The sequence below is a fragment of the Chondrinema litorale genome (assembly GCF_026250525.1).
GTDB classification, from domain to species: domain Bacteria; phylum Bacteroidota; class Bacteroidia; order Cytophagales; family Flammeovirgaceae; genus Chondrinema; species Chondrinema litorale.
The window spans coordinates 1679657-1692169 of record NZ_CP111043.1; the positions used below are offsets into that span (position 1 = coordinate 1679657).

The 12513-nt window shown below is 33.5% G+C and carries 12 protein-coding genes; 7 read left to right on the forward strand and 5 right to left on the reverse strand.

Annotated features, from left to right (window positions below; all coding sequences use genetic code 11):
* Positions 1–121 precede the first annotated feature (121 nt).
* The gene (locus OQ292_RS07105; protein ID WP_284685359.1) at positions 122–1003 is read left to right on the forward strand and encodes a leucine-rich repeat domain-containing protein; all 882 of its coding nucleotides are present in this window, start codon (positions 122–124) and stop codon (positions 1001–1003) included.
* Between the two features lie 75 nt (positions 1004–1078).
* Positions 1079–2662 (forward strand): serine hydrolase domain-containing protein, encoded by a 1584-nt coding sequence (locus tag OQ292_RS07110; protein WP_284685360.1) that lies wholly within the window; start codon positions 1079–1081, stop codon positions 2660–2662.
* Between the two features lie 14 nt (positions 2663–2676).
* Here the strand turns inward: OQ292_RS07110 and rsgA are convergent, their stop codons facing one another.
* From rsgA to OQ292_RS07135, 5 genes are all read right to left on the reverse strand, one after another.
* Positions 2677–3639 (reverse strand): ribosome small subunit-dependent GTPase A, encoded by a 963-nt coding sequence (rsgA, locus tag OQ292_RS07115; RefSeq protein ID WP_284685361.1) that lies wholly within the window; start codon positions 3637–3639, stop codon positions 2677–2679.
* Positions 3639–4886, reverse strand: a complete 1248-nt coding sequence (locus tag OQ292_RS07120) for a 3-deoxy-D-manno-octulosonic acid transferase (RefSeq protein WP_284685362.1) — start codon at positions 4884–4886, stop codon at positions 3639–3641. The genes rsgA and OQ292_RS07120 overlap by 1 nt, the downstream gene beginning before the upstream one ends.
* 59 nt (positions 4887–4945) lie before the next feature.
* Positions 4946–5782 (reverse strand): phytoene/squalene synthase family protein, encoded by an 837-nt coding sequence (locus OQ292_RS07125; RefSeq protein WP_284685363.1) that lies wholly within the window; start codon positions 5780–5782, stop codon positions 4946–4948.
* A 24-nt stretch (positions 5783–5806) separates the two neighbouring features.
* The gene (locus tag OQ292_RS07130; protein WP_284685364.1) at positions 5807–7279 is read right to left on the reverse strand and encodes a phytoene desaturase family protein; all 1473 of its coding nucleotides are present in this window, start codon (positions 7277–7279) and stop codon (positions 5807–5809) included.
* 99 nt (positions 7280–7378) lie between these two features.
* Entirely contained in the window at positions 7379–7888 is a 510-nt protein-coding gene (locus OQ292_RS07135; protein WP_284685365.1) for an RNA polymerase sigma factor, read from the reverse strand.
* Positions 7889–8358: 470 nt separating this feature from the next.
* Here OQ292_RS07135 and OQ292_RS07140 point away from each other — a divergent pair, with 470 nt between their 5' ends.
* The 5 genes from OQ292_RS07140 to OQ292_RS07160 all read left to right on the forward strand — a co-directional run bounded on the left by OQ292_RS07140 (position 8359) and on the right by OQ292_RS07160 (position 12253).
* Complete coding sequence (locus tag OQ292_RS07140) at positions 8359–9216, forward strand: zinc dependent phospholipase C family protein (RefSeq protein WP_284685366.1); 858 nt, start codon at positions 8359–8361, stop codon at positions 9214–9216.
* Between the two features lie 184 nt (positions 9217–9400).
* Complete coding sequence (gene upp, locus OQ292_RS07145; RefSeq protein ID WP_284685367.1) at positions 9401–10051, forward strand: uracil phosphoribosyltransferase; 651 nt, start codon at positions 9401–9403, stop codon at positions 10049–10051.
* 4 nt (positions 10052–10055) lie between these two features.
* Positions 10056–11009, forward strand: a complete 954-nt coding sequence (locus OQ292_RS07150) for a calcium/sodium antiporter (RefSeq protein WP_284685368.1) — start codon at positions 10056–10058, stop codon at positions 11007–11009.
* A 62-nt stretch (positions 11010–11071) separates the two neighbouring features.
* Positions 11072–11512, forward strand: coding sequence for a hypothetical protein (locus OQ292_RS07155; RefSeq protein WP_284685369.1), 441 nt, complete (start codon positions 11072–11074; stop codon positions 11510–11512).
* Between the two features lie 282 nt (positions 11513–11794).
* Positions 11795–12253: a CBS domain-containing protein gene (locus OQ292_RS07160; protein WP_284685370.1), complete on the forward strand. Its 459-nt coding sequence runs from the start codon at positions 11795–11797 to the stop codon at positions 12251–12253.
* Positions 12254–12513 lie beyond the last annotated feature (260 nt).

The following is a 12513-nucleotide window of genomic DNA, read 5'->3' on the forward strand; positions in this document are numbered from 1 at the left end:
CCAATTGATTTTTATGGCTACACAATTATCTATACATTTATAGGTATATAACCTTTATTTCTTCTACCAAACCTTTAGACAGTTACTTTCACTTATTTTTTAATCTGAATCTACCGGTTATATGGATAATGATACACTTTACCGCAAATTAAAAGAAGCCTACTCAGATGAAAACCTAACTCGTATTACAGGTAAACTCATTGAGTACTATCAAAACAGGAAATATGGTAATATTAGAGAAATCGCCAATCTCATTTCGGATTACATAACCATTAACGAAGAAAAAGATGCCCGTTGTTTCTCAAAACTGGTTATACTCTACCATCCAGATAAAGGAGAAGTACTAAGAAATGCCATAGAAAAAGCTTATTTGTTAAATAATACAGAAACACTAAAAAGCTACGCGCATATCCTTTTACTTAAAAACCTAGAAAACATTAGGGTAACTACCATAGATGAAGATGTAGACTACAACCCTGTGTACTACTGGGAAGATGTGAAAAACGAAGAATATTATAACAATACAGACTATGACGATAACAGTGAAAAAGAGTATAATAATGAGAATTACGAAAACTCTTTTTACAATACTATTAAATTGAGAGTATATGGAGATTTAGACAGAGATTTTCCACCTTATTATTTGGAAGACCTTGAACACTTTGAGCTTGCTTTAAGTAATATCGAGACTTTGGATGGTATAGAATATTGCAAACATGCCATAAGCGTAGATTTAACTAATAATGATATTAGTGATATTGCTGAATTATGGAATCTGAATCGGCTTGAAGAATTATACTTGGCAAATAACCAGATAGGCTATATAGATGCTCTAGGTAATTTATTGAAATTAAGAGTAATTGATCTTTCGGGAAATCAAATTGATGATATTTCTCCATTATTTGAATTAGAAAACTTAGAATTTGTAAATTTGATAGGTAATCCCATTCTAGCCAGTCAAATAAAAATTTTAAAACAAAAAGGAATTATAGTGATGCATTAAAGCATCTAGCACTTGCCCATTAGCCAATAAGCAATAATTGCCAAATACTTTTTATCTAACATTAGGTTATTTCTTATGAGAGCTAATCAAATCATTTTTTTGCTGATTATTTCATTTTTCACTTCCTGCAACAACTTAAAAAAAGGAGAATTACCAGAGTCAAAGCAAGATATACGATACGTAGAAGAGTATAAAGTACCTGTATTTCAGAATAAAGATCGGGTAAAAAAGATAGTAGATGTACTGCCTGTTGCTGATGAAATATTTAAAAAATTTGCTGAGGAAAAACATCTTCCCGGATTGGCTTATGGCTTTGTTGTAGATAATGAACTTGTGTATTCAGGAGAAATAGGAATTATAAATACAGCCTCTAAAATTCCTGTAAGCACAAAATCTCAGTTTAGAATAGCCTCCATGTCTAAGAGTTTTACAGCCATGGCAATTATGAAACTACGAGATGAAGGAAAGCTTTCTTTGCAAGATTCTGCCGCTAAGTTTATCCCGGAACTTTCTAACCTCACTTATCTTACAGCAGATGCTCCTGTCATAAAAATTGAGAATTTACTCACCATGACTTCGGGTTTTCCTGAAGATAATCCTTGGGGAGATCGCCAACTCGATGCAACTGATGAAGAATTGATTGATATTGTAAAAGAAGGCATTACATTTTCTAATGTGCCAGCTTACGGATATGAATACAGCAACTTGGGCTTTGCCTTATTAGGACACATTATTTCAAGTATATCGGGAATGCCTTATCAGGAATATATCACCAAAAATATATTTGAACCTTTAGAAATGTACAATACTTATTGGGAATATACCGAAGTTCCCGATAGTTTGTTAGCTATGGGCTACAGATGGAAAGGCGAAAAGTGGGTAGAAGAACCTTATTTACACGATGGTGCTTTTGGTGCGATGGGTGGGCTTATTACTTCCATTGATGATTTTAGCAAATATGTTTCTTTCCATTTGTCTGCTTGGCCACCTAGTAATGATACAGATAATGGCCCCGTTAAAAGAAGTTCTATTCGAGAGATGCATCAACCGAAATTCCCGAGATTAAATACGAATGCCAAAGATTCAGAAGGAAATACCTGTGCAGAAATTGTGGCTTATGGTTATGGATTAAGAATTTCTAAAAATTGTAATGGTGTATACTCTGTAGCTCATAGTGGTGGCTTACCGGGTTTTGGTAGTAATTATGTTTTTTATCCAGATTATGGAGTGGGAATAATGTCATTCTGCAACCTTACTTACAAGGCTCCTTCGGCAGCCAATGCAGAAGTAATGGATGCTTTGCTTAAAGCAGATGTACTAGAAAAAAGAACACTACCAGTTTCTGATATTCTTCTTTCTAAAAAAGATGATGTAATCAATTTGATTAATGAGTGGAATCCAGAGTTTGAAAAAGAAATTCTAGCAGAAAACTTCTATCTGGATATTCCGCGTGAAGATCGTGTTGCCGAAGCAAAAGCCATTTTTGAAGAAGTGGGGAAAATTAAATCTACTGGACCTGTAAAACCCCTTAATCAGCTAAGAGGCACTTTTCTACTGCATGGAGAAAAAGGCGACATACAAGTTTACTTTACCCTTACTCCACAAAAAGAGCCTAAAGTTCAGATGCTGATTTTAAATCTTCTTGATAAGAATATGTAAGTAAAATATTGAGGTTACCTCCTGTTATCTTCATTTTCGAGGATGCTGAGGTAGCTTCTGTATCTAGATACTTCAATTTTTTCTTCATTCACCGCATCAACTACTGCGCAACCAGGCTCATGTGTGTGAGTACAGTTATAATACTTGCAATTCTCTGATTCTTCGCGTATTTCTGGAAAGAAGTAAGACACTTCGTACTCTTCTAAGCCGAGTATACCAAATTCTTTAATTCCCGGAGTATCGATTAAATAAGACGCTTCATCCATCTTAAACATCTCTGCATAGGTAGTGGTGTGTACGCCTTTTTTTGCAAAGTTTGATACCTCAGCAGTTCTTTGCAGTGCATTGGGAACCAACCTATTAATTAACGTTGACTTACCAACACCAGAGTGACCTGCAATCAAACTTGTTTTACCTTTTAGGTAAGCTGTAATATCTGAAAGTGTATCATCATATAATGCAGAAGCAGACAACACTTTATAATCTAAGTTGCTATATAAATTAGTTAAGTAAGCAAGATAATTTTCTTCCTCTTCGCTTAGTAAATCTGCTTTGTTAAATATGATACATGCAGGCACATGGAAAGACTCACAAGAAACCAAAAAACGATCTATAAATCCTAGAGAGGTTCTGGGCATACTAATGGTAGCAATTAAAACTGCCTGATCTAGGTTTGAGGCTATAATATGAATATGCCCTTTCTTATGGGTAGACTGCCTAATAATGTAATTATCTCTATCTTCAATACTGTTAATAACTACAGTACTTTCTTCAGTATCTTCACTAAAAAAAGAAACATTGTCGCCAACAGCAATCGGATTAGTCGCTTTTATACCTTTAATCTTAAACTTCCCTCTTAATCGCCCTTTGTAAATTTTATCATCTTCGGCAAGTATTTCATACCAAGAACCTGTTGATCGAATGATTGTTCCTTGCTGGTATGCTACATTCTTTGGGTTTTTATTCTTACCTGCCATTATTTTATAAGTGTTTTACAAAAGTCAATTACTTTTTCAGTTCCTCCAGTATTACTCATTACATATTCTGAACAAATTGTTCCTTTTTCTTTTCTTTGAGTTTCATCATTAAACAAATGCTTAAATACTTTCTCAAACTCTTCGTTCGTATTCACCGAGAAAGCGCCGCCCAAATTTACGAGCTCAATTGCTTCTCTAAACTTAGCGTATTTAGGTCCGAAAAACACTGGCACTCCATATGTTGCTGCTTCTAGCGTATTATGCAAACCTGTGCCAAAAGCACCTCCAATGTAGGCATACTCGCCATAGTAATACAAAGAAGAAAGCATACCGATGTTATCTATAATTAAAATATCAAAATCTTCGAGTTGTTTGTTTTCTGCCTGAGAAAACCGAACAATACTTTTATTAGGAAAAGCATTTATTACCCTTTGTACTTTACTTTCTTCAATTTCGTGAGGGGCAATAATGAGTTTTAGCTTTTTGGTACTATTATTATAAAAGTTTGCAATCAATTCTATATCAGGAGGCCAGCTACTTCCAATTACCAATATTGGTAAACCATTTTTAAATCTGGCTGCAATTTCAATATCTTTCCGTGCATCTACAATGGCTTTTACTCGATCAAATCGAGTATCTCCGCCAATTGTAATATTATTTACCCCAATACTTTTTAGTAATTTTTCTGATGCCTCATCTTGCACAAAAATATGCATAAACTTATGGAGTATTTGCCTATAGAAGTTCCCATAAGGCTTAAAAAACACCTGACTTTTTCTAAATATGGCTGAGAATGAAATTACAGGGATTTGATTGAGAGTAAGTTGATTGATGTAATGATGCCAAAACTCGTATTTTACAAAAAATGCAATAGTTGGTTTTGTTATAGAAACAAACTTTTGTGCATTTTCGGCAGTATCTATTGGCAAGTAACAAATGTAATCTGCCTGTGCATAATTCTTTCTCACCTCATATCCACTTGGAGAGAAAAAAGTGAGTAAAACAAAATGGTTGGGATATTCTGTTTTAAATCTTTCAAGTACTGGTCTGGCTTGCTCAAACTCTCCCAAAGAAGCACAATGAAACCATACAACAGGCCTGCTATTTCCTTTAAACTTTTCAGATAAATTGAATAATAATTCCTTTCTACCTTCAATAAACTTCTCTGCCTTGGTATTAAAGCCTGAAACCAACCGAACAATTTGAATGTACAGCGATACTCCAAGGTTATAGAACAACTTTCCCATTTTTAATTATGTAATGCAACAACAAAAAACGGGAATCATTTATAAGCAGCCAAAATATTTTAATTAAATCTGTATTTGACGAAGGTTGAGAAAAATAGCAATAATTTTCTAAAGTCGGGAACGCGGATTCTTTCAGTTAAAATTTTAGCCGCTGAACAGGCCTTAATTTTCTGAAAAAGTTTAACATAATAAATATATGCAAGGTAAACACCAGACCTCGCCTCTTTAGGTAGTTGTGTAATACCTTTATAAGCTTCGTCAAAATCTTTTTGGATATCTGCTTCAATGGCAGCTTTAGCATTACAATCAAACTTTGTAAAATCTACCCCTGGAAAATAAACCCTGCCACGCTCATCAAAATCGCTTTTCATATCTCTTAAGAAGTTCACTTTCTGAAAAGCCGAACCCAAAGCACAAGCAGGCTTTTTTAGCCTTTGGTATTCATCATCATCTCCTTTACAAAATACCCTTAAACACATTAATCCAACTACTTCTGCCGAACCATAAATATACTCTTCATACATATCAGTATTGTAATCAGACTTATACAGGTCCATCTCCATACTTTTTAGAAAAGCATCTATTAGCTCCTGCTCAATATGATACTCATTCACTACCAACTGGAAAGCATGCAATACAGGATTAAGACTTATTTTGTCTCTTATTGCTCTGTAGGTATCTTGTCTAAATCTATCTAGTAGTAATTTTTTATCGTGTTGATGGAAAGTATCAACAATTTCATCAGCGTATCGAACAAAACCATAAATGGCGTAAACTGGCATGTGGTATTTTTTATTTAATGCCTGTATGCCCATTGTAAAAGAAGTACTATACTCTTGAGTAATTAATTTACTGCACTTATAAGTGGTTTTATCAAAAAGTAACTGATGATCCATTTTGCATATGTTTAAATCTGAAAATTAACTAAACTGCTTTTCAACTTCATCTGCGACTACTATTCCCGAAATTAAAGAAGGGGGAACTCCGGGTCCGGGTACAGTTAGCTGGCCTGTATAATAGAGATTGTTTAACTTTTTGTTCTTTAATCCTGGCTTTAAAATCGCAGTTTGCATAAGGGTATTAGCTAAACCATAAGCATTTCCCTTAAAAGCGTGATAGTCCTTTTTAAAATCTTTATGGGCGTAACTTCTTGTATATATAATATGTTCTCTAAATTTTTCCCCAGTTATATTTTCAATTCTATCTACTATAATATTAAAGTATTTTTCTCTTATCTCCTCATTATCTTCTAAATCTGGAGCGACTGGCATTAATATAAAAACATTTTCCATTCCTTCTTCAGCAACTGTTTCATCAGTCTTAGAAGTTACAGAAACATAGAATAGTGGCTCTGTTGGCCATTTAGGATTTTCATAGATCTCTACCGCATGCGGACCTAAATCTCTATCAAAAAATAAATTATGATGTATAAGCTTGTTGAGCTTTTTATTGAGACCTACATAAAAAATTAATGATGAAGGTGCCATCACTCTTTTATCCCAATAACTTTCTGTATAGTTACTAAAATCGGCTGGTAAAACTTGTTTATCAATATGATGGTAATCTGCTCCGGCAACAACTACATCTGCTTCAAACTCTGTATTTTCTGTAATTACTTTTGTAATGTCTTTTTGATCGATATCAAAAACTTTTACCTCTTCACCCGTAATAATCTCTACCCCTTTTTCTTTAGCCAGAGCAACCATTGCCTCTATTATTTTATGCATACCCCCTTTAGGATACCAAGTACCTAGTGCAATGTCTGCATAGTTCATTAAGCTATATAAAGCGGGCGTATTTTCTGGTGTAGCACCAAGAAATAGAATGGGAAACTCTATGAGTCTAATCAGTTTATCATTTTTGAAAAACTTTCTAACATGTTTAGAAAAAGACTGGAAAATATCCATCTTAATCACATCAGAAAGCAGTTTTACATCCATAAACTCCATTACCGACTGTCCAGGTTTGTAAACTAGGTTATTAATACCGACCTCATATTTATAAGCTGCTTGCTTCAAAAACTCCTGAAGTTGTGTTGAACTTCCCGGCTCCAGACTTTCAAACAGTTGGTTTATTGCCTGCATTTCAGCCGGTATATCTAGAAAATCGTCTTTACCAAAAAACACCCTATAAGAAGGATCTAATCGCACTAACTCGTAATAGTCTGATGTTTTTTTGCCAAAGCGATTAAAAAAACTCTCAAACACATCTGGCATCCAATACCAACTAGGCCCCATATCAAATGTAAAGCCCTGCTCTTTAAAATATCTCGCCCTTCCACCTGTTACTGAGTTTTTCTCAAGTATTTTCACGCTAAACCCTTTGTCTGCCAGACTAATAGCAGCAGATAAACCAGCAAATCCTGCCCCTATTACTATAATATTTTTTTTCAAGCCTTAAGTTTTTTTGCATTAAAAACTAAAAAAGCATTGCTAATACTAACAATGCTATTCAATGTGTTCGGTTATTGGCCATTTAAAGAAGAAGCTCTATTAATTCTTAGCATAGACTTTTAACTTCCCTTTTAATTCTTTTCTGGCAATATGGATTCTATTTTTTACAGTACCAATCGGAATACCTAAACGATCTGCAATTTCATGATATTTAAAACCTCTAAAGTGCATCATAAATGGCACTTTGTAAGCCTCATCTAAAGCTTGAATAGCTTTGTTCATATCATTCATTGCAAATGACGAGTATGCAAGGTTCTGAGTAATATTCTCAGTAGAATTTATATAGTGTAAATTATCTGTTGAATCTATGAAGGTATTTCTTCTTACTAATCTTTGATAGTTAGTAATGAAAGTGTTTTTCATAATTGTATATAACCACGCTTTCAGGTTTGTACCTTCTGCGAATTTATCTCTATTGGTATATGCCTTAAGCATCGTTTCTTGTAAAAGGTCGTTTGCTTCTTCGTGATCCTTTGTAAGTTTCAATGCAAAAGGCTTTAAAGATGTAGTCATTTGACTTAACGAGTAACTGAATTCAAGTGCTGTCATATTTTTAATTTCTTGCTTTTGCCTATTTAATTGTTTTGTTGAACCAAATGTAAAGTTTTTTAAACAAACTTGCAAATTTTTGTTTAACATTCATGAGTCAAAGATTAAACACAAATAGTGCGTTTTGTTTACATTTATTAAAAAAACATTACATAAGTATATAATAAGGAAGTGTATAAAAGCTGTGGAGAATACTCCACACATTGAGGATTAAAAAAGGATATATACAATATAAAGAGGGAATAGTTAAACTAAAAAAGAAGTTTTGTTTAACTTTTACTTAATCAAAATGAACAAACCTTACTCAAATATTAGTCCTTTATTACATTATGACACACTCGAAATTTTTTATTTATTTTTTTTCTACAAGTGTATTTTTTTCTTTTTTTTCTGAAAAAAGCGAGAATAAGTGGGGTTTTACAGCACATAAATTAATAAACCGCACTGCTATTTTTCTTCTACCTCAAGAAATGCTTGCATTTTATAAACAAAACATACAACTGATTGAAGAAAGTTCTGTAAATCCAGATGCAAGAAGATATTTGATAGAAGGAGAAGCACCTAAACATTACATAGATCTAGACCTCTATAAAGAAGCAATAAACGATAGCATTCCTATAACTTGGAAAAAAGCTGTGGAAAAGTATTCCGAAGATTCTTTAACAAGTTATGGAATTGTACCTTGGCATATCTACTCTATGAGCTTTCGTTTAACTAAAGCTTTTGAACAAAACAACCCAGAATTGATACTAAAATACTCCGCTGAAATAGGCCATTATATAGCAGATGCCAATGTACCTTTACATACTACAAGTAACTATAATGGCCAACTTACCAACCAGCATGGCATACACGGTTTGTGGGAATCTAGACTTGTAGAACTTTTCGCTAATGATTATGACCTCTTATTTGAAGATGCAACCTATCTTGATAATCCATTACAAACAGCGTGGTCTGCTGTAAGAAATGCGAATAACAGCCTTGACTCTGTTTTATCAATCGAAAAAACGATTACAGAGAAAATAGGTGAAGATAAAAAATTCAGTTTCGAAGAAAGAAACAATGCTACGACCAAAGTATACTCTACAAAGTTTTGTGAAGCTTACCACGAAGCATTAAATAATCAGGTTGAAAGAAGACTTAGAGCTTCTATTAAAATGGTGGCAGATTTTTGGTTTACTTGCTGGGTGAATGCAGGACAACCTTCATTAAACAATCTTTCAAATTACAAACCTTCTGAAAAAGTAGTAGAACTTAATAAACAGGAATTACTACAAGGCAAACAAAAACCCAGAATAAAATCGCGTAAACACGAAATAATTGAATAAGCGATTTTCAATATCTAGTTTGGTGAACATCAAAATTCGATTCGAATAAATATTAATTGAATTATTGAATCAAAGCAATTACATTAATTATTGTAATTTTGATTACTGTTAAACAAAACCATTATTTTTTAATATACGCGATTAACAAAATAGTCTATCTGCATTTTTCAACTTCTAAAGTATTATGGTTTACATCTTTAACGATCACTCATCAGTAGCAAATCATGCCATCGCAGAAATGCGTGATATCGACATACAGCAAGACCGCTCAAAATTCAGAACTAACCTTAAAAAACTCGGTTGGTTTATGGCTTATGAACTCTCAAAAAAGCTCAATTTTACCAAAAAAGAGATAAAAACTCCACTTGGATCTTCTGAGATTTCGCTTATTAATGAGGAGATAGTTCTGGCAACAATACTTAGGGCAGGGCTGCCGTTTTATCAAGGATTTATCGAAGTATTTGATAAAGCTCAAAGTGCATTTATTGGTGCATACAGAGCAGAAAGTGAAAACGAAGGTGAAGAGATTTATATCAATATGGAATACATGGCTTCTCCTTCAGTTGAAGATAAAACTCTGATCATAATCGACCCCATGCTGGCAACAGGCAAATCACTTATAAAATCTTATGAGTCTTTGATTCAAAGAGGTAAACCTCATTGTATTCATCTTGTCGCTGCAATTGCAAGTAAGCCAGGGGTTGAATATGTAAAACAAAAACTACCAAATAGCAATATTTGGCTTGGTGCTTTAGATGACACATTAAACAAACAGTCTTATATAGTTCCTGGTCTTGGTGATGCCGGAGACCTATCATTCGGTGAAAAAATTTGATAACATGTACGAAACTTTATTTTTAATTGCAGGGCTAATTATTCTAATTGCAGGAGGTGATATACTTGTTAGAGGTGCCTCCAATATCGCTTTAAGACTTAAAATTTCACCTTTAGTAATCGGACTCACCATTGTTGCATTTGGTACTTCTTCACCAGAGCTTTTCATTAGTGTACAATCTGCTTTACAAGGCAGTCCAGATATGACAATGGGCAATGTAATTGGTTCTAATATTTGCAACCTAGCTCTTGTTTTAGGATTAACCGCAGTTTTTTCACCTATCAATATAAATAGTAATAGTATTAGAATAGACTGGCCAATGGCTATGGGTAGTTCATTTTTATTATATGTTCTAGTACTTGAAAATTACCTCGAAAGACAAGAGGGAATTCTTTTTGTAATTATTCTTATAGCTTACATATTTTATTTAATACGAAAATCGAGACAGGCTAGTAAAGCAATAGAAGCTGAAAAAGAAGAAACAGTAATAGAAGAAAAAACTCCTTTGATTAAGTGGGGAGCAGATTTCGGTTTAATTATTATTGGTTGTCTTGGTTTATACTTCGGCTCTGAATGGTTTGTAGGAAGTGCCAAAGATATATTTATTAGAATGGGGGTTTCTGAAAGAATAATTGGAATTGTTGTGCTTGCTATAGGCACAAGCCTACCTGAATTAGTCACATCTATTGTAGCAGCTTTAAAGAAAAATACTGATCTCGCTATTGGTAACCTAATGGGTTCTAATATTTTCAATGTATTATCAATATTAGGAATCACTAGCATTATTAAAGACATCCATGTGAGCAGTGCCATTATGGGAGATATGTTCTGGATGTTAGGAGTTACTTTAGCCCTATTACCACTTATGGTATTTAAGAAAAGATTGGGTAGATTGCAGGGCAGCATTCTTCTTTCAATTTACTTTTATTACACTTATTCAATTCTAATAGCTGCCTGATTTTTTTAAACAATTTACCAGGCTTTTATTTTATATAGTAACTGAAACTCATGATTTATTTAATGGAAAAGTATTTTACTGTCTTTTCTGTAAGTGCTTTTAAATTTATTTTAGGCCCAGTTACAGGTTACTTTCTTGAGCTATCTCAACTTGAAACTATTATAACTACAGTTTTAGGTATGATGGCTACTGTTATTATTATTGCTTATGCTGGAAGTAGTTTAAGAGATAAGGTATTAAGGTTATTTTTTCGTAAAAGAAGAATTTTTTCACCCAGAAACCGAAAAGTTGTCAAAATCTGGCGCAAATACGGTGTATGGGGTGTAGCATTTCTAACTCCACTATTATTTAGCCCACCTATTGGCGCTGCTATAGCTGTCTCATTTGGCGAAAAAAAAATGAAAATCTTCTCATCAATGCTTGCTAGTGCAATTTTCTGGGGAATATTTTTTACTTACCTAGTATTATTAGGAGGCGAAAAAGTAACATATTACTTCTCTTAATAACAATTTACAATCCTAAGAATTAATTACTATTTAATTAAGTTTAGCCACCTCTCCCAACGTAGGTATAGGAAAATTCATTTTTTTTTACTATCTTTTGTAATGGTTAAAAGCCATAATTTGTATAATCCAGCTACCTATACTAACCTCCCAAGTCCATTCTATACATTAAATAACTTTTAAAAACCCGCTGAATAAGCTTTAACTCCTAATTCTCTTGAGTTATTTAATTATTTGGGCGATTACTAACTCCTTATCTTTTAACTCAAAAACCTTAACATCATGAATTTTACACCAAGACGTGCCGACGACACCGCAACAATGGGCAAAGCGAATTATCCCTCTGTTAAAAAATATATGGCAAGAGACGAAATTACCTTAAAGCCTGATGTTACTATTAATGAAGCTATAGAAATTATACTTAGCAAAAAATTAACTGGTGCTCCTGTATTAGATGATGAAAGAAATATCATTGGGATGATCACAGAAAAAGACTGTCTTAGAATTATTATTGACAGCGCTTACAACAACCTACCTTATAATTATAAGAAGGTAAGCGATTATATGTCTCCCGTTGTAAAAACTGTTTCAATAGACAGTAACATACTAGAGGTAGCCAATGAATTCTTAACTACTCATTTTAGAAAGTTCCCAGTAGTTCACAATGGAAAATTGGTTGGCCAAGTAAGTCGAAGAGATATTCTTAAAGCAATTAGAGAGCTTAAAGCTACAACCTGGTAAAAATGAAAAGCTGCTTTCCGGGAATATTTTCCCGGAAAACCTACCAGCTTTTACCTTTCCAAGTAAGGAACAACATAGTTGTACCAGCGCTTTATAATTCTTAAACCCACCACTAGCATAAGTACATAAACCATTGTACTTCCCATCATTACAAGAAATAGTGCTTGCTCTGAAAAATACTTATACAAAAAGTAGCATACAGGTAAAGTGACACTGCTTAGCATAATGCTTAAAAAAACTGTGTCCACATAGTTGCGGGA

Excerpts from the sequence above, each read along its gene's own strand:
- upp (WP_284685367.1), top strand. The coding sequence starts at position 9,401 with ATGGTTTACATCTTTAACGATCACTCATCAGTAGCAAATCATGCCATC.
- rsgA (WP_284685361.1), bottom strand. The coding sequence starts at position 3,639 with ATGGCAGGTAAGAATAAAAACCCAAAGAATGTAGCATACCAGCAAGGA.
- OQ292_RS07160 (WP_284685370.1), top strand. The coding sequence starts at position 11,795 with ATGAATTTTACACCAAGACGTGCCGACGACACCGCAACAATGGGCAAA.
- OQ292_RS07110 (WP_284685360.1), top strand. The coding sequence starts at position 1,079 with ATGAGAGCTAATCAAATCATTTTTTTGCTGATTATTTCATTTTTCACT.
- OQ292_RS07125 (WP_284685363.1), bottom strand. The coding sequence starts at position 5,782 with ATGGATCATCAGTTACTTTTTGATAAAACCACTTATAAGTGCAGTAAA.
- OQ292_RS07150 (WP_284685368.1), top strand. The coding sequence starts at position 10,056 with ATGTACGAAACTTTATTTTTAATTGCAGGGCTAATTATTCTAATTGCA.
- OQ292_RS07140 (WP_284685366.1), top strand. The coding sequence starts at position 8,359 with ATGCTTGCATTTTATAAACAAAACATACAACTGATTGAAGAAAGTTCT.
- OQ292_RS07135 (WP_284685365.1), bottom strand. The coding sequence starts at position 7,888 with ATGACAGCACTTGAATTCAGTTACTCGTTAAGTCAAATGACTACATCT.
- OQ292_RS07155 (WP_284685369.1), top strand. The coding sequence starts at position 11,072 with ATGGAAAAGTATTTTACTGTCTTTTCTGTAAGTGCTTTTAAATTTATT.
- OQ292_RS07105 (WP_284685359.1), top strand. The coding sequence starts at position 122 with ATGGATAATGATACACTTTACCGCAAATTAAAAGAAGCCTACTCAGAT.
- OQ292_RS07120 (WP_284685362.1), bottom strand. The coding sequence starts at position 4,886 with ATGGGAAAGTTGTTCTATAACCTTGGAGTATCGCTGTACATTCAAATT.